The sequence below is a fragment of the Bordetella hinzii LMG 13501 genome (genome assembly GCF_001548475.1).
GTDB lineage: Bacteria > Pseudomonadota > Gammaproteobacteria > Burkholderiales > Burkholderiaceae_B > Bordetella > Bordetella hinzii.
Map to the genome: position 1 here is coordinate 166,954 of NZ_LRUJ01000004.1, position 21,278 is coordinate 188,231.

Genomic DNA, 21,278 nt, shown 5'->3' on the forward strand with positions numbered 1-21,278 from the left:
TTCTTTATGCGTTGGGAGAAAGCGGCTTGTAGGCCACCGCCTTGATCTCGATGCGCAGCATCGGATGCGGCAGCTGGTGCACGGCCACGGTGGTCCGGGCCGGGCCGTCGTAGTCGAAATACTCGGCGTAGACTTCGTTGTAGCCCTTGAAATCGCCCATATCGACCAGATAGGCGGACACCTCGACCAGGTCCTTCAAACCGGCGCCGACACTCTCCAGAATCGCCTTGATGTTCTCGATGACCGCGCGTGTCTGGGCCCGGATGTCGGCGTCGAGCACACCCATGGCGTCGGCCTCGGCCCCCGCGAAGCTGTTGTCGGCGCGGCGCGAACTGGTACCCGAGACAAAGAGAAAATCGCCGGCCCGCTTGACATGCGGAAACCTGCCGCGCGGCTGCGCCCGTCCCTGGACGACAGCCGATGAAACCGTGTTCTTTTCCATGGCTTGCTCAGTCATTGGGTGCCGCATCGACGTGGATGCAGACGTTGGTGAGTTCGGAATAAAAGTTCAGCGAGTGCAGGCCGCCCTCCCGGCCGATCCCGGACAGGCCGCTGCCGCCGAAAGGCGTGCGCAGATCGCGCAGGAACCAGGCATTGACCCAGGCGACGCCGACGTTCATGGACTGGGCGACGCGGTGCGCCTTGTTGACATTGCTGGTCCAGATCGTCGCGGCCAGCCCATAGGGCGTGGCATTGGCGCGCCGGATGACTTCGGCCTCCGAATCAAAGGGCGTGATATGGCCGATGGGGCCGAAGATCTCCTCGGACACGCAACGGGCGTCATCGGCCAGCCCGGCGATCAGCGTGGGTTCGACCCAGAAGCCGCCCTCTAGGGCGCCGCCAACACGCGGCGTGCCGCCGCCGACGATGAATTGGGCGCCCTCTTCGCGCGCCAGGGCGTAGTAGCTCAGCACCTTGTCGCGGTGCGCCGCCGAGATCAGCGGCCCCATTTCCGTCGACGGATCGGTGGGATCCCCCAGCCTGATGCGCTTCGCGCGCTCGGCCAGGGCGGCCACGAAGCGATCGTAGATAGGCCGTTCGACGAAAATGCGCTCGGAGCACAGGCAGACCTGGCCGCTGTTCAGGAAAGCCGCGCGCGCCATGCCCTCGACGGTCTTCTCGAAATCGCAGTCGGCGAAGATGATGGCGGCGTTCTTGCCGCCCAGCTCGAAGGACACTGGCTTCACGCCGGCCGCGGCGGCCTGCATGATGGCCGTGCCCGTCTTGGACTCCCCCGTGAAGGTGATCGCGCTGATGTCCGGGTGCTTGGTGATGAACTCGCCAGCCGAGTTCGGGCCGAAGCCATGCACCAGATTAAACACCCCTTGGGGCAGGCCTACCGACTGCATCACCTCGGCCAGCAGCGTCGCGGTGCCGGGCGTCTCCTCCGACGGCTTGGCCACCACGGCGTTGCCGCAGGCCAGCGCGGGCGCGACCTTCCAGCTAAACAGCAACAGGGGCAGATTCCAAGGCGAAATAATGCCGACCACACCCAGCGGCTTGCGCACGGCGTAGTTGATGGCATGGGCGCCATCGGCCAGCTCCGTGCGAAACGTCTCCAGCGGGGCCGTCTTCAGGATGTCGGCGAAGATGCGGAAATTCGCCGCGCCGCGCGGGATGTCCAGCTTGGAGGCCAGCGACACCGGCTTGCCGGTATCGCTGACTTCCGCCTCCAGGAAATCCTCCGCGCGCCGGTCGATCTCGTCGGCGATGCGATAGAGCATATCGGCCCGGTCTGCGACCGAGGCGGCGCCCCAGCCGCGCACGGCCTGGTGACCGGCGGCGACGGCCTCGTCGACCATGGACTCGGTGGCCTCATGCACCTCGGCGAAGCGCAAGCCGGTTGCCGGATTGACGCCGGCAAACCGTTTCCCGCTTTCGACGAAGCGCCCATTGATGAAATTTCTGTACTGCTTCAACACGAATGCTCCTTGGGGCAAATACGGGCCCGCTGCGCAAGCCCTGCGGATACGCGCTACTGGAGCTGGAACTCCACGACAGCGCCGGCGCTGCCGTATAGCGGGGCATACTCATGCACGACGGCCTGCCGATAGCCTTCGCCCATCGCGCCGAGCAGCCAATGAAAGTGCTTCAGGCCCATGTCCGGACGCGCCTGCTCGGCATATTCGGGCAGCATGGCGCGCAGGGCCTGCCGATCGCCGCTTTCCATGAGGCCGAGCAGCTTGCGGTTCCACGTGTCATCGCTCTCTGACAAGAAGCGGTCTTCGTGCAGGTCGATGTTTTCGCGGAACATATTGTTGGACAGGCCGCCGATGCCGACCACGGCCACGCGCTTGTCCTGCAAGGCGGAGGCGGCAAGCGCGCCCAGCTGTTCGGTCTGCCCGCCGCTGTGGTAAAGATTGTTGGCGGCGGCCACGACAGGCAGCGCCGGCGTCCCGAAGCCCATCAGCGTGGTGGCGGTGATGGTGCCGGTATCGATCGGAAACTGGTCATAGTCCACGCCGCGCGCCTTGATGCCGGCGCGGTTGCAGGCCTCGACGCAGCGCTGCGCCAGGGCCGACTCGGAGCGGATATCGAAGGGCTGCTCGCCGAACTCGTGCCAGTTTTCGTCGACGTGCAGGCCCGTGCTGCGCGGCCTCGTGATCCAGAGCTGGTCCAGCACCGCGAACCACTGCGTGGAATAAACCAGCACGCAATCCGGCCGGGACGCCGCCAGCGACTTCCCCGCTTTGCCCAGGGCCTCGCGAAGACGGCCCCAGGGCGCGATGTCGGGCCGCAGCTGCGGCAGCGGGCTGCCGGGAACAAGAAACGCCGATACGATGGTCATGTGATTTCCCCTTTTCTTTTGGCGCGCCGTCAGGCGCCCTGGCCCGCCGGCTGCAGGCTTGAAAGCCCCGCTTGCTGGAGGTCCCATTCGATCACCGCATTACCCGTGCCGATGACGGTCCCATAGCCATGCAGCTTGCCCGCCAGTTCGGGATAGCCCATCGCCGCGTGCATCCAGGTAAAGGCGCCGGATTTCACCTCGGCGAAGGCTTCGTCAATGAATTGCGGCAACAGCTGGAACGTCTCCTTCATGCGGCCCTGGCGCATCAGGTCGATCATGCGCACATCCCACTTGTAGCCGTCGTAACGCTCCGGATGCTCCTTGGTCATGTCCTCGGGAAGCTCCGGCTCTTCATGGAAATGCCAATGGGACAAGGTGTTGCTGGCCAGGAGCACGGCGCGGCGCCCCGTCTTGCGGATGGCCTCGCGCGTGGCGCGGCCCAGCACGTCCATCTCGCCCAGGCCTTCCTTGGTGTTGAGGTAGTAAGGCGTGTTGTTGGCCGAGATCCCCACCACCGGGATGTCCCACTGCGGGCGGATCATGTGCAGTGTGGTGATCGTGCCGTAGTCCGGCCGGAACTTCGGATTGCGCATCATCTTGCTGACCAGGCCGGCCTTGGCGGCCTCCTCGCAGCAAGCCTCGGCCAGCTCGACATCGACATCCATGCCGAAGTCATAGCGGAAGAGGTTGGGGAAAATGGGGTCGACCGAGCGGCCCGTGAGCCGCGGCACCCCCAGGAAATGATGTCCCACCTGGGTGATCCAATGCGGCGAATGGACCAACAGCACGTCCGGCCGCAGGCGCTCGATACTCTCGCGGGCCTGCGCATAGGCCCAGCGCAGCGGCTCCCAGCCGCCTTCCGAGCGCGGCTCGTTCTGCGGCGGGTTTTCGCCATACACCAGGTGCGGCGGATGGGGGGCCAGGAAACCAGCGACAATCATTCCTTCGCTCATGGCGAATCTCCTTGAATGGACAGCTGAAACTCGATTTCCACCGCGGCCCCCAGCGGGAGGGACTCGACGACGGAGAAGGTTCTCGCAGGCGGCGGGATCTCCCGGAAAAACTCGCCCCAGGCCTGGTTCATGCCGTCGGCGGCCTCGCGGCCGGCGCAATAGACCCGGGCCACCACGATGCGCTCGACCGGCCATCCTTGCTCCTCGCACAGCGCGCGAAGATTCAGGAAAATGCGCCGCGTCTGCTCCCCGGCCCCGCCTTCGGCCAGCCTGCCCGAAGCGGGGTCCAGGCCCACCAGGCCCGAGATATAGACATCGGAACCGGCCTGGACGGCCGGCGAATAAAGGAAGCGCGGCGCGGGCAGCGCGGCGGACCGCTCGATGCGGCGCAAGCCGGCCTGTGCGGCCGGCGGCCTGCCTGGAGCATTCATCTCTCGACCCTCCTGCGCCACGAGCGCCTACGCAACCGTCATATAAGACGTATGCGTACTATCTTATGGCAAGGGAGCCGGCCATGAAACATGGTATTTACCCTTTATATGGTTTCCCTATGTTTTTTCTGGGCTTCTCTCAGGCTAGCACTATGTACGTACACATGCTATTGTAACAATGCTGGATCCCAGCGTAATATGCCCACTAGCCCAAGGAACAAGCTCAGCACGATGCCCCGTACCCGTTCAGCCCGCCCCGAACGTCCGCCTGCCTCGCCCGCGAAGCTCGCCCCGGAAGTGCACGCCTTATTGCAGAATTTCCGGCTCGAAGACGTGCCGTCCCATCTGCTGCGGCGCGCCCATTTCAAGGCCGAGGAAATCTTCGCCAACACCTTCTCCGGCGAAAGCGTCACGCCCAGGCAAAAGGCGGCCCTGATCCTGCTCTATCAAGATCCGGGACTGAGCCAGAACTCCCTGGCCGAACGCCTGGCCATGGACCGCAACACCGTCGCCGAGATGGTCAAGCGCATGCATCACGGCGGCCTGATCGAGCGCCGGCCATCGCCGACGGACGCGCGCGCCTACCAGCTCTATGTGGCGCCGGCCGGCGTGGCGCTGCTGTCGCGCATCATGCCGCGCGACGTCGCGGTCGAGGACGAGCTGCTGGCCCGCCTGCCCGAGGAATACCGGGGGCTCTTCGTGAAATGCCTGCGCCTGATCGCCGACGACCGCGGCGAGACGCAGCGGCCCCATGCCGACTGACACATCCCCCGGCCGGCATGCCGGAGGTAAAAAAAAGCATCGCGCCGGCGGCGCGATGCCCAGGACCACGGCCGGCTCGCCGGCGTCAGAAGTCCATCGCTTCAGCCGCGGCAGGCTGCGGCTTGGTCTCTTCCGGAACTTGCGCGATGGTGGCGGCGGTGGTCAGGATCAGACCCGCGATCGAGGCCGCATTCTGCAGCGCGGTCCGGGTGACCTTCGTCGGATCGACGACACCGATATCGACCAGATCGCCGTATTCGCCGGTGGCGGCGTTGTAGCCATAGTTGCCTTTGGCCTCCATCACCTTTGCCACCACCACCGACGGCTCTTCGCCGGCATTGGCGACGATGGCGCGTAGCGGCGCCTCCAGCGCCCGCAGGATGATGCGGATGCCGGCATCCTGATCGGCATTGGCGCCCTTCATCTCCTGGATCGCCGCGCGGGCCCGCAGCAGCGCCACGCCGCCGCCCGGGACGATGCCTTCCTCGACCGCCGCGCGGGTGGCGTGCAGCGCATCCTCGACACGGTCCTTCTTCTCTTTCATCTCAACTTCGGTCGCCGCGCCCACGCGGATGACGGCGACGCCGCCCGCCAGCTTGGCCACACGCTCCTGCAGCTTTTCCCGGTCGTAGTCGCTGCTTGCCTCGTCGATCTGCTTGCGGATCGACTTGACGCGGGCGTCGATGGCCTCCTGCTTGCCGCCGCCGCCGATGATGATGGTCTCTTCCTTGCGGACATCGATCCGTTTGGCGCTGCCGAGGTCCTCCAGGGTGGCCTTGTCCAGCTGCTTGCCGGTTTCTTCCGAGATCACAGTGGCGCCGGTCAGGGTCGCGATGTCCTCCAGCATGGCCTTGCGGCGGTCGCCGAAGCCGGGCGCCTTGACCGCCGTGACTTTCAGCACACCGCGCATGGCGTTGACCACCAGGGTGGCCAGCGCCTCGCCTTCCACATCCTCGGCAATGATGAGCAGCGGCTTGCCCGCCTTGGCGGCGCTTTCGAGCACCGGCAGCAGCTCGCGGACATTCGAGATCTTCTTGTCATACAGCAGGACCAGCGGATCATCGAGCTGGGCCACCTGCTTCTCGGGATCGGTGATGAAATAAGGGCTCAGATAGCCGCGATCGAACTGCATGCCTTCGACGATATCCAGCTCGTTGTCCAGCGACTTGCCGTCCTCGACCGTGATCACCCCTTCGCGGCCGACCTTGTCCATCGCATCGGCAATGATCTTGCCGATCGCCTCATCGGCATTGGCCGACAGCGCGGCGACCTGCGCCGTCTCCTTGCGGGTGGAGATGGGCTTGGACATCTTGCGCAGCGCCTCCACGACACCGGCCACGGCCTGGTCGATGCCACGCTTGAGGTCCATGGGGTTCATGCCGGCGGCCACATGCTTCATACCCTCTTGGACGACCGCCTGCGCCAGCACCGTGGCGGTGGTCGTGCCGTCGCCGGCAACGTCGGCGGTCTTCGATGCCACCTGCTTCACGATCTGCGCGCCCATGTTCTCGAACTTGTCCTTCAGTTCAATCTCCTTGGCGACCGAGACACCATCCTTGGTGATGACGGGCGCGCCGAAGCTGCGCTCAAGCAGCACATTGCGCCCCTTCGGCCCCAGCGTCACCTTCACGGCATCGGCCAGGATATTCACGCCCTTGACCACGCGGCTGCGGGCACTGTCATGAAACTTGACGTCTTTCGCACTCATTGCTTGCTCCTCGATCATTGGCGGGCGGCATCAGGCCGCCTTCTTCAATTGAGCGTCTTGCGAAGTGAGCACGGCGAGGACATCCTCTTCGCGCATGACGAGCAGTTCCTCGCCATCGACCTTCACGGTCTGGCCGGCATACTTGCCGAAAAGCACCTGGTCGCCCACGGCAAGCTCCAGCGGTTGCAGCGAACCGTCTGCGTGACGCTTGCCCTGGCCCACCGCCAGGACCTCGCCTTGTTCCGGCTTTTCCGCGGCCGAGTCCGGGATGACGATGCCGGAAGCTGTCTTGCGTTGCTGTTCGATTCGCTTGACGATAATCCGGTCGTAAAGGGGACGGATCTTCATGACTCAATCTCCTAAAGTCTTGATCATCAAAAAGTGAATGCCGGCGCGCTGCCGCGACAGGACGCGGCGGCCTCGCCGTACAGCCCGGGAAGGGTGCGCGAAAAAACTATGGGCGTCCGCCAACCGCTTCAAGAGGGGGACAATGATTCAAAATGCAACTTAACGAATCAAAAAATCTCTTCCGCGCCCCAAGCGGTACACGACCTTGCGCCGCAGTTCCCGTCCCTCGGGTTGCAGCGGGACGGGACAGGGCGCGGAGCGCCCGCCGTCGGCATCCAGGGTGCCGTCGTCGCCCTCTGTTTGGCTCCACAGCCCGCCCTTGCGAGGCCGGAACAGCCACCGCACATAGCCCCGCCGGGCGGCCAGTTCAAGCAGTGCTTGCTGATCCGGCGCCTCGACGACGACAGCCTCGCCCGCTTGCCGGACATCTGAATAATCCGCGAACGCCCTGCGGCAGGCCAGCGCTTCGGACACCGGCGCATTGAGGCGCCACCATGCGGGCCGCGCCACACGCTCCACGTCCCAGGCGCCCAGCCGCCATGCCGCCTCCAGCATTGCGCGGTCGATGACGGCATAGTCGTCCCAGCGTTGATTGATCTGCATGGCGGAACCGGCCACGGAGCGCAAGGCCCCGGCGGCGGCCTCATTGCGGTGGAATCCATGCCAATGCAGGATCAGCATGATCGGCGTATCCGCCTTTTGCGTCGCGCTCAGGCTGACGGCATAAAGCGGCAGCCGCAGCGCGGCGGTGTGCGAAGTGATGGTCTCAAGGATATCCATTCGCTGACTCCAACGACGTTGCAGCCCAGGCTGCGTCAGGCATATCGTTGCTCTAAATTTATCGTGTCGGATGCGGCCGCTCAAGCCGGGGGGCTCCAACGCGGTGCGGGCCCGCCCCCGCGCGATGCTGGCGGAAATTGTCGGGGCAGCGGAACGATTGAAGCCGCAAGCTGCAGGCGGCCTTGCTCGCCGCGAAGACAGTCCAGGAATGCGGCGGTCAAGTTCGATGAGGCCTGCTGTTGCGCCGCCAGGAGGTAGCGGGAGAAGACGACCGCCGGCGCAAACGGCAGGCTGACCACGCCCGGAATCTTCAAATGCCGCATCACCAGCGGGTTGATCACGCTTACCCCCGATCCCATCGCCACCATGCGGCAGATGGTGGCTGCGTAGGGCGTATCCAGGATGAGCTTGCGGCGATCCGGCTCGAAAGCGGCATCGACCGCCGCCCGGGTGCCATCGCCCTGCGTCAATGAAACAAAGGGCTCTCCATCCAGGTCATGGGCATTGACTGCACATGGTAGGCGGCGCTCTCGCCGGTGGCCGCGACCAGGTCGCACAGCACCGGCATCACGATGCACTCCAGCAAAAAAGACGCCGCGTACAGGCCGTGCAGGCGCGCCACCTCCGGTCCCAGCGCATAGCGGCCGTCATCCAGGCGCTGGACCCATCCGGCATGCGCCAGCGAAGCCAGCAAGCGCAGCACGGTGCTCTTGTACAGCTGGGTGCGTTCGGTCAGCTCGACCAGCGACAGCGCCGAATCCCTTTCCCCGAATACCGGCATCAGGCTCAAGGCCCGGTCCACCGCGGCGACGCCGCCCTCGGCGGCATCGCGGTCGACCGGCGATTCCGTAGCGGCTTTACGCGGCATGGGGGCTCCTGCATTCCATCTTTTAGACGCCCGGGGCAATGTCAGCCACTTCCCGCGCAGCCCTGGCGGCCAGACCGTGACCAACATCGCGGTCACGACTGATGGCGGCTCGGTGGTGATGACCGGATCGGCCACCGGATGCCTGCTGCGCGCGCCCTTGCCGGCGCCCTAGCCTGCCCTGCCTGCCGCCACGGTTGCCGTCGAAAGCGGCGGTGGCCGTCAGGCCGGGTCTTGAGCGTTGGATGGGTCTTGCCTCGCGCCATCGCAGCGACGCAGCCAGCCCGTCATCGCCGCGGCCAGCTTGTCCGGCGTCTCCAGCGGCACGAAATGGCCGGCGTCCGGCACTATCAGCAACTGGCAGCCCGGGATCCCTTCGGCCAATTCGCGCTGCAGGGCCGGCGGATTGATGGCGTCTTGGGCGCCGCCCACGACCAGCGCCGGCAGCCGCAAGCCGGGCAAGGCCGGCAAGCTGTCGCGGCGGTGGATCGCGATCTCGATCTGGTCCGCATAGCGTTGCAGGCCCGCCCGTTCCGCCATGGCGACAATGTGCTCGCGCAGGGGTGTGTCGCCCAGGGCGGCGCGCGCCACATAGCGCGGCCATAGATGCGCGCGGACATAATCACCCAGCCCGAGCTCGCCGGCCAGGCGCAGCGTTTCGCGCCGCGCCGGCGCCTGGCCGGGCGGCAGGCCGCGCCCATTGCCCGCGATGAGGCAAAGACCCGCCACGCGGTCCGGCATGCGGCGCGCCAGCGCCAGCGCCACGATGGCTCCCAGCGAGAAGCCAGCCAAGGCGAAGCGCCGTGGCAGCCGGGCCGCCAGCTGCTCGCAGGCCTGGGCGACGCTGCGGCCGGCGAGCGGCCACGGCCGCGCGCGCGCCGCCAGCACGGCATCGCGCGCGAGCGTGGACGACCATAGCGTCTCGTCGCACAGCGTGCCTGGCAACAGCACCAGGGGCAGGCCGCTATCGCGATCAGTCGGCAAATCCCACTCCATGGGCGGTAAGCGGCAACAACCGCCGTTCGCTCAGGTAGCCGCCAGGATCCAGCGTGACGCCGCGCTCCTCCGCCTGCCGCAGCGCGCCGGCGTCCCACACCAGCCGCTTGCGGGCGTCGCCGCTGGCCACCAGCGACAGCAGCGCGGGGCGGTCTCCGGCCTGCCGGATCTCGCGCCATACCTCCGCCGGCAGGGAATAGACACCCTGCGCCTCGACACGGATCGCGACGGCCTGGTCCGGCTTGTTCAGGATGATGTCGACCGCGCCTTCGAACACCAGCAGGACGAGCTTGCCATGCAGAAGATGGCGCCCCGTGGATGCCCCCTTGCCCAGGCGCAGCCAATCCACCGAGAAACCATGGACATCCAGCATGGGCGCCCGTTGCCGCGCATCCTCGCTCAAGCCATGGCCGATCACCGGCGCCAGTTCGCATCCCGGCGAGGCGCCCAGCAAGGCATGCGAGGACCAGTCCAGGTCCGCGCCGCGCTGCAGCCGCGCGCGCATGGCCCGCGCGTCGTACCGGGGCAAGGCATCCAGGTCCGCCTGAGATAAGGGTTCGACCAGCGGCCCCTCCGGCGGCCGGCCCGGCGCGCCTTCGATCAGGCTGTTGTCCTGCCCCAGATATAGCCCGTATCCCGCCGCCGCCTTGAGCACGTCGGGATGCCAGATGATGCCGCCCGTGTCGTCTCCGCCCAGCGCCGTGAAAATCCAGCCCTTGTCCTCGCCCACATTGGAAAACCCGCGGAATATCCAGGTGGGGATGCTCAGGACGTCGCCCGGCCCGCCTTCTATCTCGCCGGCCTGCTCTCCCACGCCCCACCGGAACCGCCAGCGCCCGCTGTGGATCAGGAAGACTTCCGCCGTGAAGTGCAGGTGCAGGTTGTTCGTCACGCCGGGCGGCATCGCCGCGGCGCCCACGCTGAAGCCGTGCGGCTCGGTCAAATTGACCACCTGGTCCTTCGATTGCGTGACACCGGCGCCGATGATCGAGTAGTTTTCCTTCTGGTCGGAACCGGGCAGCTTGCAATCGATGAAGGCAAGCTTGCAGGCGACCATGGCGCTTCGGGGCACCGCCCGGCGCTCGGCCTGCGCCGCTTGCAATACGACTTCTTTCATTGCATTTCCTCCATGCGGCATGACCTGGCGCCGCTCATTGACCAATGTGTGCTGCACGCTGCGGTATAGTGCTCGTGCATTCGAATGCAATACCGGCAAAACAAATATCCGCGCCGCAAGCCACGGACACCGCCATGCCCATACCGAAATCTCCCCGCCCGCGCGCCACCTCCTACGACGTCGCCATCGCCGCCGGCGTCGCGCAATCCACGGTGTCGCGCTGCTTCCAGGCCGGCAGCAACATCTCGGAAGAGACGCGCAAGCACGTGCTCACGGTGGCCCAGCGGCTCGGCTACACGCCTAATTCGCTGGCGCGCTCGCTCATTACGCGGCGCTCGAACGTGATAGGCGTCCTGGTGACCCGCTACACCCTGCACGGCACGCCGAGCCTGCTCTATACGCTGGGCGACGAGCTCGCCCTGGCCGGGCAGCATATGATCCTGCTGCCCGTCGATGACGACTCGGGTGTCCAGGAGGCGCTGCGTGGCCTGGGCGGCTATCCGCTGGACGGACTGATCGCCTGCGCGTCCATGCAGCCGGCCGATATCGAAAACCTGGCGGCCCGCGGCGTGCCGGTGCTGTTCTTCAACCGGCAGTCCGGTTCCCCCCATGCTGACAGCGTCTCCACGGATCATGGCGCGGCGGCGCGCCAATTGGCCCGCGACATGGCGGCCGCCGGCGGCCGGGATTTCCTCTGCCTGAGCGGGCCCGCGTCTTCGCCCGTGGGCCGCGAGCGCATCAAGGGTTTTCAGGCCGGCTTGCGCGCCGCGGGGCGGCCCGCGCCCCGGGTCCTGGATGGAGGGTTCTCCTACGACCAGGCGCGCGCCGTCTTCCTGGATGCTATGCGCGAAGGCGCTCCGCCCGACGCGGTGTTCTGCGCCAATGACCAGATGGCTATGGGCGTCATCGACGCCTGCCGCCATCAACTGGGCTGGCCCGTTCCGGGCCGCCTGATGGTGGCCGGCTTCGACGACGTGCCGGAAGGCGCCCGCCCGCCCTACCGGATCACGACCATCCGCCAGCCGATCGAAACCATGGCGCGCCGCGCCGTGGAGCTGCTGCTGGCGCGACGGCAGCAGCCCGGCCGAGCCGCGCTCATCGAGCGGTATCCCGGCGAACGAGTGGTGCGCGAGTCGGCGCTTTGACGTCTCCATGGCTCAGGGCTCGATGCGGGCTTCGGTCCGGGCGTCGAACAGGTGGCAATGCGCGCGCGGCAGCGTCACCCCCACTCTTTGCCCGATGTCCAGGCGCAGGTGCCGGTCGCCGCGCACGCAAAAACGCACCGATCCGATTTCCAGCGTGACAAGCACCGCGTCCCCGGTCAGTTCCGACAAATAGACCGCGGCATCCAGGTCGCCGTCGCCGGCGGCGGTCAAGGCGATATCCTCCGGCCGCGCTCCCAGCACCAATTCGCGGCCGTGCGCCGCGGCCAGGCCCGCCACCCGGTGTCCGCAGACGTCCAGCGCGCCGTCGTGCCCGCGCGCCGGCAGCAAGTTCATCGGCGGCGATCCCACAAAGCCGGCCACGAACAGGTTGGCGGGACGGTTGTAGACCTCGCTGGGCGTTCCCACCTGCTGTATCACGCCGCCGCGCATCACCACGACGCGGTCGCCCAGCGTCATGGCCTCGACCTGGTCGTGCGTGACGTAAATGGTGGTGATGCGCAGCTCGCTCTGCAGGCGCCGGATCTCCGCGCGCATGGAGACCCGCAACTTCGCGTCCAGATTGGACAGCGGCTCGTCCATCAGGAAGACCTGCGGTTTGCGCACGATGGCGCGGGCCAGCGCGACGCGCTGGCGCTGCCCCCCGGAGAGATCGCGGGGCCGCCGGTCCAGCAGATGCGACAGCTCCACCTTCTCGGCCACCTCGCCCGCGCGCGCGGCGCGCTCGGCGCGCCCCAGGCCGCGGACTTTCAGCGGATAGGCGATATTCTCGGCCACGGTCATATGCGGATAGAGCCCGTAGTTCTGGAACACCATGGCCACGTCCCGGTCCTTGGGCAGCGCATCGGTCACGTCGCGCCCGCCGATCCAGATCTCGCCGGCGCTGGGCGCCTCCAGGCCGGCGACCATGCGCATCGTGGTGGTCTTGCCGCAACCCGAGGGCCCCAGGAAGACGACGAATTCGCCGTCCGCGATATCCAGGCACTGGCGCGCCACGCCCACCACGTCGCCCCACCGCTTTTCCACGTCGATCAGTTTCACGGATGCCATGTTTTCCTCACCGTATCGCGCCTGCCGTCAGGCCGCGGACAAAATAGCGTTGCACGAAGCGCGAAATCAGCAGCATCGGCGCAATGATGAACAGCCCCATGCTGGCCATCACATCCCAGGCGTCGCCCTGTTCGGTGCGCGCGCTCATCAGCGCCACCGGCAGCGTCACGGCCTGTTCGCGCGTCAGCACCAAGGCGTAGAAGAACTCATTCCAGGAAACCACGAAGCAGAAGATGGCGGCGGTGGCAATGCCCGGCAAGGCCACGGGCACCACCACGTCCCACATGGCGCGCAGCCGGGAGGCGCCGTCGATCTGGGCGGCTTCTTCCATATCGGGCGGCAACCCGTCGAAAAATCCCTTGATCATCCAGGTGGCATACGGCACCACGAAGGACAGGTTGGCGATCATCAAGGCCCATCGCGTATCCAGCATGTCCAGGTGGCGGAACACCACGAACAGCGGAATCACGATAATGACGGGCGGCAGGAACTGCGTGGCCAGCAGCAGCAAGGGGCCGGCCTGCCCGCCCGGAAAGCGGAAGCGCGAAAAGGCATAGGCCGCCAGCGTGGAGACGGGAATCGCCATGGCCAGCGTGCCGGCCGTCACCAGCACGCTATTGAGCAGCCGCGCGCCCAGCAGGTAAGGAGAACCGAAGGCCGAGATCACGCTGTCCAGCGTGGGCCTGAACAGGATTGCCAGCGTGTAGACCTCGGCGCGGGGCTTGAATGCCGTCGCGACGATCCAGAGTACGGGAGCGATCCAGAGCGCGGTCGCCATCCAGATGGCGATCTTGCGCCAAGGCATGCGAACGCCGCGGCTGCGCGCCTGCGCGCCCACGGCCAGGGTTTTGCTCATCATGTGGTGCGCCCCATGGCGAAACGAGAATAGAGAAAGGCCAGCGCCATCATGACCACGGCCAGCAGCCATGCCATGGCGGACGCATAGCCGATGTCATAGAAGCGGAACGCGGTGCTGTAGACCATGTGCGGCAGGGTATCGGTGGCCGTCCCGGGCCCGCCCGCCGTCATGGTGACGACCTGGTCGAGCATCTTGAGAGAGAAGATGGTCTTGAGGAGCACCGCGATGGCCAATACCGGCTTGAGCTGCGGCAGCACGATCTCGAAGAAGATGCGCGGGCCGCCTGCCCCGTCGACTTGCGCGGCATCCAGCGTGTCCTGCGGCAACGCCGCCAGCGCGCCCACGAAGGTCAACATAAAGTACGGCGCCCAATGCCAGACGTCCACCGCGATCAGCGCGACCATCGCCCACACCGGGTCCGCCAGCACGGGCGCCCCCGACCATCCCGGCAGCAGGGCCTTGAGCAGAGCGTCGACAGCGCCGAATTCCGGGTTCAGCATGAAGCGCCAGGAGATGCCCACCAGCGCGGGCGACATGGCGAAGGGAATCACCAGCAGGGTGCGGGCGTTGATCTGGAGCCGGCCGTCGCCGGCCAGCAGCATGGCCATGCCCATCGCCAGGCCGATGGTGAGCGCCACCGACGGCACCGTGAAGACCAGCGTTACCCATGCGCTGCCCAGGAACTCAGGGTCATGCCAGATCAGGTCCGCGTAATTGGTCCAGCCGACGAAACCCTCCGGCCCCGGGGCGCGCGCCAGGTTCCAGTCCTGCGTCGAATAGACGAGCGACTGGACCAGCGGAAAGAAGAGCGTGACGGCGCACACCAGCACGGCCGGCGCCAGCAGGAGGTACTTCAAATGGCGGTCTTTCATGCGCCCTCCTTCAGCCGCGGCGGCGGCCGCCCGAGCGGCGCACGCTGCGCTCGACCTGCGCCGCCGCCTCGTCCAGGGCCGCCTTCACCGGCTTGCCGGTCGAGACGATCTCCGAGATCGTGCTCTCCAGCACCGTCCCCACCTGGGGCCACATCGCCATCTGCGGCACCGTGCGCGCGCCCGCCAGGCTTTGCAGCGCAACGCGATGCAGGCCGTGATTGATGCGATTGACCTCCTCGTCCTGGTAGGTGGCGGTCTGGGTGGCGACGATATCAGTTGTCTGCGGATCGCTCTTGTCGCAGACGATGGCCTTTTCGAGCGCGGGACTCGACACCCACTTCAGGAATTCCCAAGCCGCCTGCGCATGCCTGGACTGCCGGGCGATGCCGAAAGGCATCACAATGGCGACAGTGGGCGATGCCGGACTGCCCACGCGCAACATCGGCGCGAACCCGACCTGCTCGGGCTTCAGCCGGGAACGGTCGCCTGTCAACACGGCATACGTCCACCACCACACCATCATGGTCGCCCCATTGCCCTGCGCCATGGCATTGACCATGTCGTACTCATCGAACTGGCTGGATCCCGGGTTGGCGATGCGGTGCTTGAGCAGCAAGTCCACATAGGCCTGGGTCGCCGCCACGCCGGCGGCATTGTTGAAAAGCGGACGCTGGTCGGCGTCCAGCACGTCCGACCCATGGCCCCACAGACAGTTGAACCACAACCACAGGTTTTGAAAGCCGCTGCCCTTGACGTAGTCCATGACGACACCGGGCACGCCGCTGCGCTGCTGCACGGCCGCGGCCGCCGACAGCAGCGCGTCCCAGGTGGCGGGAGGCGCCACGCCGGCCTCTCCGTAGAGGTCCTTGCGATAGAACAGCAGTTGCGGATGGGCCCGCACGGGCAGCCCATAGGTCGCGTCGTTGATGCGGCAGGCTTGGCGATAGACCTCCGGATAGCGCTTCATGTCCACGCCATCGGCCTTTAATTGGCTGTCCAGGGGTTGCAGGTAGTTGGCCAGCGCGGCCAGCCAGCTGTCCTGGTAGGCGAACATGTCGTAGGCCGAACCGCCGCCCACCGCCTCGGTCGTGATCTTCTCCAGCAATTGGCCATAGGGCACATACTGGTAGGCCACTTTGATGCCGGTGGCTTGCTCGAACTGCGGCAGGTATTTCTCCTGGGCGCGGAATTGCGAGGCGGGCGGCAGCATCAGCGATAGGCGCGTGCCGGCGTAGGGCTTGCCCGGTTTCAGGCCGTCGATCTGGGCGTTCGCCCATGACGGCAAGGACAGACCGCCCAGTCCCGCATAGAGGCCCGCGGTCTGCAGGAATTGCCTTCTTTTCATCCTTGTCTCCTCCACGCCGTCCTGGTGTGGCCGGCGTGATGCATTCGAATGCACTGCACTTCCAAAAAAAGACGCCGGGTGGCGCGGAAAGCCTTTTTATGCGTCTGAACTGTCTGCCCCTTGCAGCGTTACGCAAATTGGAGATAACCCTAGCGTCGCATCATGGCGCCAGCCCCGCGCGCGTCGCCAAGGAACGCGCCAGGCGCTCCCCGGGACGCGACGGCGCCGCCGGGGGCGGCCGCTTCAATACCGCAAGGGCGCATCGCGTCCGGCCGACGCCGCCTGTGCCAGCGCGCGCGTGATGATGCTGGTCGACACGTTGGCGAAGTAACGGGCCCCCATCGCGCCGTATTTTTCCTCGTCCTGGGGCGTCAGCGCGATGATGCCGGCGCACTTGCCCGCCGCGGCGACCGCACGCAGGCCCTGTTCGATGGCGCGCTGCACGGGCGCGGCGTTCCAGTCGCTGCCGTGCCCCATCGCATGCGCCAGGTCATTGGGGCCGATGAACACCGCGTCCACGCCGTCCACCGCCGCGATCTCCCCGGCGGCCGCGATGGCTTCCGGTGTTTCGATCATGGCGATGAAGCCGATGCCCTCATTGCTGCGTTGGGTGTGGCCGGCCCCGCCGAAGGCGCCATAGCCCGCGGCGCGGGTGCTGAAGGCGCTACCGCGGCGCCCCAGCGGCGGGTAGCGGATCATTCCGGCCAGCCGCCGCGCCTGCTCGGCGCTTTCGACCATCGGCACCTGCACGGCGCTCGCGCCCATGTCCAGGATGCGCGGCAGGTCATGCTCGAAGCAGCGCACCACCGGCACGATGCCCGCGGCCCGCGCCGCGCGCAGCATATGTTCGGTCATGCCCAGATCGGCGCTGCCGTGCTCATTGTCGAGAATGATGAAATCGAAGCCGGCATACGCGCACATCTCGACAATGGCCGGGCTGGGCAAGCCGTTGAACACGCCGCGCAAGGGCTTGCCGCTGCGCAGCATATCCGGCAGACGGCCGTCCAGGGGAAAACGGGAATCGCTCATGCAAGTCTCCAGGGATCGGGATGGGATCAGTCGGCCTGGATACCGGCGTCCGTGATCACCTTGCCCCATTTTTCGATTTCGCTGCGTTGGAATGCCGAGAATTCCGCCGAACTTCGGCCGTCGGGCGCGACGCCCAGCATCAGCAGTTTGGCGCGCACATCGGGACTGTTGACGATGGCCGCGATCTCGCGCCCGAGGCGCTCCACCACTGGCGCCGGCGTGCCGGCCGGCGCGAAAATGCCCTGCCAGGACTGCATCTCAAAGCCCGGCAGGCCCAGCTCGGCCAGCGGCCTGACGCCGGGCAGGTCCGCCAGCGGCTTGGCGGCCGTGACCCCCAGCACCTTGACACGCTTGGAATCGATCATCGGCCGCGCGGCGGCAACGGTCTCGAACACCATGTCGATCTGCCCGCCGATCAAGTCCACCATTGCCTGCGAACCGCCTTTGTAGACGATCTGGCGCAGGCGCGTGTGCGAGATGGACTGAAAGAGCTGGCCCGACAGATGCTGCGACGTTCCCGCCCCGGCCGTGCCGTAGGTCAGGCCGTCCGGATCGGCGCGCGCGGCGTCGATCACCTGCTGCACGGTATTGAAGGGACTATCGGCCCGCACCACCAGCGCGTTGCTGACCATGCCTACCAGCCCGATGGGCGTGAAGTCCTTGACCGGGTCGTAGCCCAGCGACTTGATGAAAAACGGATTGACGGCATGCGTGGTGATGGTGCCGCCGACAAGGGTGTAGCCATCGGGTTCGGCGCGCGCCACCAGCTGCGTCCCCACGATGCCGGAGACCCCAGGTTTGTTTTCCACGACGACGGATTGTCCAAGGCGCGCGCTCAACTGCTCGGCCATCAGGCGCGCCACGCCGTCGGACACGCCGCCCGGCGAGAACGGCACGATGTACCGGATATTCTTGCTTGGCCAGGCCGGCGCGCCACTTTGGGCGTGGGCCAAACTGACGCTCAACCCGATCGCCGCGGCGGCGGCCAGGGTGCGTACGAAGATGCTGCGCATGCGTTTGTCTCCTGAAATCAATGAGCGCGGTCTGTGCGCGCTTTGTTGGGAGGGTTCGTAGGAAAATAAGCGGGTCAACTGATAGGAAGTCCGGGCCCTCAGGATGCCGGGCGCACGGTCGCGCGCTCGACCAGGGCGCAGGGCACGATGATGTCGCGCGGCCGCAGTTCTGCCTGCATCTGTTCACGCAACAGGCCTACCGTGGCGTCCACCATGGGTTCGACCTGCTGGCGCACCGTGGTCAGGCGATAAGCGCCCCAGGCGGCCTGCGGGACGTCGTCAAAACCCACCACGGCCACATCCTGCGGCACGCGCAGGCCCAGCTCCTGGCGCAACACATCCAGGGCCGCGATGGCCATGTGGTCATTGCCGGCAAACAGCGCGTCCGGCGGCGCGCCGGCAAACATCCGCCGTGTCGCGGCCTGCGCCAAGTCGAAGTTGTAATGCCCCACTTCGCGGCAGGCCACCTCATGGCCAAGTTCATGCAAGGCATCGCGGTAGCCGCGTTCGCGTTCGATGCTGGTGGAAGAATCCTCCAGCCCGGCCAGGTAGCCAAAGCGCCGGTAGCCGCGCGCCGCCAGCAGACGCGCCACCAATTGCCCGCCCGCATAATTGTCGGACGTCACCGAGCTGCTCGCGTGGCGCGCGAGCCCGCCCAGGATGGACACCCGGTTGAACTGCACCACGGGCACGCCGACCTCGGCGCAGCTGCGCGCTACATTGGGCGACAGCATGGCGGAGGCCATGACGATGCCGTCCACCTGGTACTGCAGAATCTCCGCCAGCACGCCGTCGGCCGCCTCGTCCACCTCGGCGATGAACATCAGCACGTGGTAGCCCTCTTTCTGCAGCTTTTGCGACAGCCGCTCGATCACCAGCGGATAGAACTGGTTTTCCAGGTAGCTCATCACCAGCGCCACGATGCGGCTGCGGCGGGTGATCAGGCTGCGGGCCAGCGCATTGGGCCGGTAGCCCAGCTTCTGCGCGGCCGCCAGCACCTTGCGCCGCGTCTCCTCGGAGACGCTGGCGCCAGGGGTGAAGGTGCGGCTCACCGCCGACTGCGACACCTGCGCCAGATCCGCCACGTCCTGGGCGCGGGGCGCGGTCCTCATGCCGCGGTCCATCCCGCGTCCAGCATCAGCGCGGAGCCGGTCATCAGGCTGGAGGCGTCGCTGGCCAGGAACACGATGGCGCCCATGACCTCGTCGAGCCGGCCGACGCGGCCCAGCGCATTACGCGCGCAGATCCACTCACGGAAACCGGGCTCCTCCAGCATGCCGGCCGTCATCGGCGTTTCGATAAAAGTCGGGCACACGGTATTGACGCGGATGCCCGCCGCGCCCAGCTCCCATGCCAGGGCGCGGGTCATGCCTTCCAGCGCATGCTTGCTGGCGCAATACAGCGTGCGGCGCGGGCTGCCCACATGTCCCATCTGCGACGACACATTGATGATCGACCCCGGCCGGCCCGCCTTCAGCAGCCGGCGCGCCACCGCCCGGCTGGTATAGAACGCCGCCTTGACATTCAGGTCCAGCACGGCATCGATGTCGTCGTCGGACTGTTCGACCAAGGGTTTGGGCCGGTTCATGCCGGCATTGTTGACGAGGACGTCAAAAGGCTCGTCATCCAGGACCAGGCGGTCCACCGCGGCGGAATCCGTGACATCCAGCACCCGCGACGCACAGCCGATGCCCGCGGCGCGCAAGGCCTCGCACACCTGCGCCAGCTCGGGCTCGCGCCGGGCGGCCACTGTAACGTGCGCGCCGGCCCGCCCCAGCGCGGCGGCCGCCGCCACACCGATGCCGCCGCTGCCGCCCGTCACCAGGGCGCGGCGGCCCTGCAGGCGGAAGTCCGGCCCTTGGGGCAGCGCGATCATGCCCGCGCCTCCACCGGCTGGTACCAGGGCAGGTCGGGACGGTTGCCATAGCGCCGCACGCGGATGTTGGCCTGTTCGCCGTGGCCCGAGAAATTTTCCATATGGCACAGGCGCGAGCAGTACTCGCCCATGGTCGCGCTGGCGGCGTCCGTCAGCACGCGCTGATAGGTGCAGGTCTTGAGGAACTTGCCCACCCACAGGCCGCCCGTATAGCGGGCGTTGCGGTTGGTGGGCAGCGTGTGATTGGTGCCGATCACCTTGTCGCCGAAGCTGACGTTGGTGCGCGGCCCCAGGAACAGCGCGCCGTAGTTGGTCATGTTGTCCAGGAAGTAGTCGGGATCGCGCGTCATGACCTGCACATGCTCGAACGCCAGTTCATCGGCCACCCGCAGCATTTCTTCCAGGCTGTCGCAGACGATGACCTCGCCGCAATCGGCCCAGGCCTTGGCCGCGATGCCCGCCGTGGGCAGGATGGACAATTGGCGCTCGACCTCGGCCAGCGTATCGCGGGCCAATTGCTCGCTGTTGGTCAGCAGGACCGCGGGCGAGGTGGGGCCGTGCTCGGCCTGGCCCAGCAGGTCGACGGCGCACAATTCACCATCCACGCTGTCGTCGGCGATCACCAGCGTCTCGGTGGGTCCGGCAAACAGGTCGATGCCCACCCTGCCGTACAACTGACGCTTGGCCTCGGCCACGAACATATTCCCCGGGCCCACCAGCATGTCCACGGGAGCCACGCTGGGCGTGCCCACCGCCATGGCCACCACGGCCTGCACACCGCCCAGCACCAGGATCTCGTCCGCGCCCGCCATGTCCATGGCGGTCACGATGGCCGGATGCGGCTTGCCCTGGTATGGCGGCGCCGTCGACACGATGCGCTTCACGCCCGCCACCTTGGCCGTCAGCACGCTCATGTGTGCCGAGGCCAGCAAGGGATACTTGCCGCCGGGGATGTAGCAGCCCACCGCATTCATCGGCACATGCTTGTGTCCCAGGATCACGCCGGGGTAGGTCTCCACCTCCACGTCACGCATCGAATCGCGCTGGATCTGCGCGAAGTTGCGGACTTGGCTCTGGGCGAAGGCGATGTCCTCGATTTCGCGTGCCGACAACTGCTTGCGGGCCGCCTCGATCTCGGCGCGCGACAGGCGGAAATCCGCCGGGTCCCAATTGTCGAACTTGCGGCTGTAGTCCCGCACGGCCTCATCGCCGCGCGTTTCGATATCGCGGATGATGTCCTCGACGGTGGCGCGCACCTTGGCATCGTCGTCGGTCTTGACGGCGGCGGTCCTGCCGCGCTTCAGATAACGGATCATGGTTTCC

The 21,278-nt window shown here is 66.7% G+C and carries 23 protein-coding genes and 1 pseudogene; 3 read left to right on the plus strand and 21 right to left on the minus strand.

The features are described 5' to 3' along the window. Positions 1–4 precede the first annotated feature (4 nt). The 5 genes from AXA74_RS04510 to AXA74_RS04530 are packed head-to-tail and all read right to left on the minus strand — an operon-like array spanning position 5 to position 4,172. Complete coding sequence (locus AXA74_RS04510; RefSeq protein ID WP_029578401.1) at positions 5–442, minus strand: RidA family protein; 438 nt, start codon at positions 440–442, stop codon at positions 5–7. A gap of 7 nt (positions 443–449) precedes the next feature. Beyond that, positions 450–1,919, minus strand: coding sequence for a 2-hydroxymuconic semialdehyde dehydrogenase (locus AXA74_RS04515; protein ID WP_032961157.1), 1,470 nt, complete (start codon positions 1,917–1,919; stop codon positions 450–452). Between the two features lie 56 nt (positions 1,920–1,975). Continuing rightward, a complete protein-coding gene (locus AXA74_RS04520) occupies positions 1,976–2,788 on the minus strand; it encodes a DODA-type extradiol aromatic ring-opening family dioxygenase (RefSeq protein ID WP_029578399.1) in 813 nt (270 codons plus the stop codon). Between the two features lie 29 nt (positions 2,789–2,817). After that, the gene (cnbCb, locus tag AXA74_RS04525; RefSeq protein WP_029578398.1) at positions 2,818–3,741 is read right to left on the minus strand and encodes a 2-aminophenol 1,6-dioxygenase subunit beta; all 924 of its coding nucleotides are present in this window, start codon (positions 3,739–3,741) and stop codon (positions 2,818–2,820) included. Then, positions 3,738–4,172, minus strand: a complete 435-nt coding sequence (locus AXA74_RS04530) for a RidA family protein (protein ID WP_051594312.1) — start codon at positions 4,170–4,172, stop codon at positions 3,738–3,740. The genes cnbCb and AXA74_RS04530 overlap by 4 nt, the downstream gene beginning before the upstream one ends. Before the next feature lie 231 nt (positions 4,173–4,403). Here AXA74_RS04530 and AXA74_RS04535 point away from each other — a divergent pair, with 231 nt between their 5' ends. Continuing rightward, positions 4,404–4,934: a MarR family winged helix-turn-helix transcriptional regulator gene (locus tag AXA74_RS04535; RefSeq protein ID WP_126623662.1), complete on the plus strand. Its 531-nt coding sequence runs from the start codon at positions 4,404–4,406 to the stop codon at positions 4,932–4,934. A gap of 85 nt (positions 4,935–5,019) precedes the next feature. Here AXA74_RS04535 and groL read toward each other — a convergent pair whose 3' ends face one another. The 5 genes and pseudogenes from groL to AXA74_RS04560 form a co-directional block, all read right to left on the minus strand. Beyond that, positions 5,020–6,642: a chaperonin GroEL gene (gene groL / locus AXA74_RS04540; protein ID WP_029578395.1), complete on the minus strand. Its 1,623-nt coding sequence runs from the start codon at positions 6,640–6,642 to the stop codon at positions 5,020–5,022. Positions 6,643–6,672: 30 nt separating this feature from the next. Further along, positions 6,673–6,990 (minus strand): co-chaperone GroES, encoded by a 318-nt coding sequence (locus AXA74_RS04545; protein ID WP_029578394.1) that lies wholly within the window; start codon positions 6,988–6,990, stop codon positions 6,673–6,675. Positions 6,991–7,149: 159 nt separating this feature from the next. Continuing rightward, positions 7,150–7,770, minus strand: a complete 621-nt coding sequence (locus AXA74_RS04550) for a hypothetical protein (RefSeq protein ID WP_029578410.1) — start codon at positions 7,768–7,770, stop codon at positions 7,150–7,152. Between the two features lie 80 nt (positions 7,771–7,850). Beyond that, the gene (locus tag AXA74_RS04555; protein WP_051593907.1) at positions 7,851–8,240 is read right to left on the minus strand and encodes a LysR substrate-binding domain-containing protein; all 390 of its coding nucleotides are present in this window, start codon (positions 8,238–8,240) and stop codon (positions 7,851–7,853) included. Between the two features lie 38 nt (positions 8,241–8,278). Then, a pseudogene (locus tag AXA74_RS04560) lies at positions 8,279–8,638 on the minus strand (helix-turn-helix domain-containing protein); the annotation flags it as partial. Between AXA74_RS04560 and AXA74_RS24100 the strand changes: the two are divergent. Then, positions 8,637–8,810, plus strand: a complete 174-nt coding sequence (locus AXA74_RS24100) for a hypothetical protein (protein ID WP_155271624.1) — start codon at positions 8,637–8,639, stop codon at positions 8,808–8,810. The pseudogene AXA74_RS04560 and the gene AXA74_RS24100 overlap by 2 nt on opposite strands. Positions 8,811–8,857: 47 nt before the next feature. Here AXA74_RS24100 and AXA74_RS04565 read toward each other — a convergent pair whose 3' ends face one another. After that, positions 8,858–9,619, minus strand: a complete 762-nt coding sequence (locus AXA74_RS04565) for an alpha/beta fold hydrolase (protein WP_051593809.1) — start codon at positions 9,617–9,619, stop codon at positions 8,858–8,860. Continuing rightward, a complete protein-coding gene (locus AXA74_RS04570) occupies positions 9,609–10,748 on the minus strand; it encodes a cupin domain-containing protein (RefSeq protein ID WP_029578392.1) in 1,140 nt (379 codons plus the stop codon). The genes AXA74_RS04565 and AXA74_RS04570 overlap by 11 nt, the downstream gene beginning before the upstream one ends. A gap of 134 nt (positions 10,749–10,882) precedes the next feature. Here AXA74_RS04570 and AXA74_RS04575 point away from each other — a divergent pair, with 134 nt between their 5' ends. After that, on the plus strand, positions 10,883–11,893 hold the full coding sequence (locus AXA74_RS04575) for a LacI family DNA-binding transcriptional regulator (protein ID WP_032977887.1): 1,011 nt from the start codon (positions 10,883–10,885) through the stop codon (positions 11,891–11,893). Positions 11,894–11,905: 12 nt separating this feature from the next. On the opposite strand, the gene AXA74_RS04580 is transcribed toward AXA74_RS04575, so the two are convergent. From AXA74_RS04580 to hisD, 9 genes are all read right to left on the minus strand, one after another. Continuing rightward, positions 11,906–12,961, minus strand: coding sequence for an ABC transporter ATP-binding protein (locus AXA74_RS04580; RefSeq protein ID WP_029578390.1), 1,056 nt, complete (start codon positions 12,959–12,961; stop codon positions 11,906–11,908). Positions 12,962–12,968: 7 nt separating this feature from the next. Further along, positions 12,969–13,820: a carbohydrate ABC transporter permease gene (locus AXA74_RS04585; protein ID WP_095075217.1), complete on the minus strand. Its 852-nt coding sequence runs from the start codon at positions 13,818–13,820 to the stop codon at positions 12,969–12,971. Next, positions 13,817–14,692 (minus strand): carbohydrate ABC transporter permease, encoded by an 876-nt coding sequence (locus tag AXA74_RS04590; protein WP_032955465.1) that lies wholly within the window; start codon positions 14,690–14,692, stop codon positions 13,817–13,819. The genes AXA74_RS04585 and AXA74_RS04590 overlap by 4 nt, the downstream gene beginning before the upstream one ends. 10 nt (positions 14,693–14,702) lie before the next feature. Continuing rightward, positions 14,703–16,037, minus strand: coding sequence for an ABC transporter substrate-binding protein (locus AXA74_RS04595; RefSeq protein ID WP_230588806.1), 1,335 nt, complete (start codon positions 16,035–16,037; stop codon positions 14,703–14,705). Between the two features lie 243 nt (positions 16,038–16,280). Beyond that, a complete protein-coding gene (locus tag AXA74_RS04600) occupies positions 16,281–17,066 on the minus strand; it encodes an HpcH/HpaI aldolase family protein (RefSeq protein ID WP_032977890.1) in 786 nt (261 codons plus the stop codon). 26 nt (positions 17,067–17,092) lie between these two features. Next, positions 17,093–18,079, minus strand: a complete 987-nt coding sequence (locus tag AXA74_RS04605; protein WP_029578385.1) for a Bug family tripartite tricarboxylate transporter substrate binding protein — start codon at positions 18,077–18,079, stop codon at positions 17,093–17,095. Positions 18,080–18,177: 98 nt separating this feature from the next. Further along, positions 18,178–19,191 (minus strand): LacI family DNA-binding transcriptional regulator, encoded by a 1,014-nt coding sequence (locus AXA74_RS04610; protein ID WP_029578384.1) that lies wholly within the window; start codon positions 19,189–19,191, stop codon positions 18,178–18,180. Continuing rightward, entirely contained in the window at positions 19,188–19,955 is a 768-nt protein-coding gene (locus AXA74_RS04615; RefSeq protein ID WP_029578383.1) for an SDR family NAD(P)-dependent oxidoreductase, read from the minus strand. The genes AXA74_RS04610 and AXA74_RS04615 overlap by 4 nt, the downstream gene beginning before the upstream one ends. Continuing rightward, positions 19,952–21,271 carry a histidinol dehydrogenase gene (gene hisD / locus AXA74_RS04620; protein WP_029578382.1) on the minus strand — a complete coding sequence of 440 codons (1,320 nt, stop codon included), beginning with the start codon at positions 21,269–21,271 and terminating at the stop codon, positions 19,952–19,954. Before hisD ends, AXA74_RS04615 begins: the two co-directional genes overlap by 4 nt. Positions 21,272–21,278: the final 7 nt, after the last annotated feature.

What these genes read in the sequence shown, in the direction of transcription:
- groL (WP_029578395.1), bottom strand. Translation starts at nt 6,642, where the DNA reads ATGAGTGCGAAAGACGTCAAGTTTCATGACAGTGCCCGCAGCCGCGTG.
- AXA74_RS04520 (WP_029578399.1), bottom strand. Translation starts at nt 2,788, where the DNA reads ATGACCATCGTATCGGCGTTTCTTGTTCCCGGCAGCCCGCTGCCGCAG.
- AXA74_RS04535 (WP_126623662.1), top strand. Translation starts at nt 4,404, where the DNA reads ATGCCCCGTACCCGTTCAGCCCGCCCCGAACGTCCGCCTGCCTCGCCC.
- AXA74_RS04590 (WP_032955465.1), bottom strand. Translation starts at nt 14,692, where the DNA reads ATGAAAGACCGCCATTTGAAGTACCTCCTGCTGGCGCCGGCCGTGCTG.
- AXA74_RS04510 (WP_029578401.1), bottom strand. Translation starts at nt 442, where the DNA reads ATGGAAAAGAACACGGTTTCATCGGCTGTCGTCCAGGGACGGGCGCAG.
- AXA74_RS04605 (WP_029578385.1), bottom strand. Translation starts at nt 18,079, where the DNA reads ATGCGCAGCATCTTCGTACGCACCCTGGCCGCCGCCGCGGCGATCGGG.
- AXA74_RS04610 (WP_029578384.1), bottom strand. Translation starts at nt 19,191, where the DNA reads ATGAGGACCGCGCCCCGCGCCCAGGACGTGGCGGATCTGGCGCAGGTG.
- AXA74_RS04595 (WP_230588806.1), bottom strand. Translation starts at nt 16,037, where the DNA reads ATGAAAAGAAGGCAATTCCTGCAGACCGCGGGCCTCTATGCGGGACTG.
- AXA74_RS04575 (WP_032977887.1), top strand. Translation starts at nt 10,883, where the DNA reads ATGCCCATACCGAAATCTCCCCGCCCGCGCGCCACCTCCTACGACGTC.
- cnbCb (WP_029578398.1), bottom strand. Translation starts at nt 3,741, where the DNA reads ATGAGCGAAGGAATGATTGTCGCTGGTTTCCTGGCCCCCCATCCGCCG.
- AXA74_RS04545 (WP_029578394.1), bottom strand. Translation starts at nt 6,990, where the DNA reads ATGAAGATCCGTCCCCTTTACGACCGGATTATCGTCAAGCGAATCGAA.
- hisD (WP_029578382.1), bottom strand. Translation starts at nt 21,271, where the DNA reads ATGATCCGTTATCTGAAGCGCGGCAGGACCGCCGCCGTCAAGACCGAC.
- AXA74_RS04530 (WP_051594312.1), bottom strand. Translation starts at nt 4,172, where the DNA reads ATGAATGCTCCAGGCAGGCCGCCGGCCGCACAGGCCGGCTTGCGCCGC.
- AXA74_RS24100 (WP_155271624.1), top strand. Translation starts at nt 8,637, where the DNA reads ATGGGGGCTCCTGCATTCCATCTTTTAGACGCCCGGGGCAATGTCAGC.
- AXA74_RS04550 (WP_029578410.1), bottom strand. Translation starts at nt 7,770, where the DNA reads ATGGATATCCTTGAGACCATCACTTCGCACACCGCCGCGCTGCGGCTG.
- AXA74_RS04615 (WP_029578383.1), bottom strand. Translation starts at nt 19,955, where the DNA reads ATGATCGCGCTGCCCCAAGGGCCGGACTTCCGCCTGCAGGGCCGCCGC.
- AXA74_RS04580 (WP_029578390.1), bottom strand. Translation starts at nt 12,961, where the DNA reads ATGGCATCCGTGAAACTGATCGACGTGGAAAAGCGGTGGGGCGACGTG.
- AXA74_RS04600 (WP_032977890.1), bottom strand. Translation starts at nt 17,066, where the DNA reads ATGAGCGATTCCCGTTTTCCCCTGGACGGCCGTCTGCCGGATATGCTG.
- AXA74_RS04570 (WP_029578392.1), bottom strand. Translation starts at nt 10,748, where the DNA reads ATGAAAGAAGTCGTATTGCAAGCGGCGCAGGCCGAGCGCCGGGCGGTG.
- AXA74_RS04585 (WP_095075217.1), bottom strand. Translation starts at nt 13,820, where the DNA reads ATGATGAGCAAAACCCTGGCCGTGGGCGCGCAGGCGCGCAGCCGCGGC.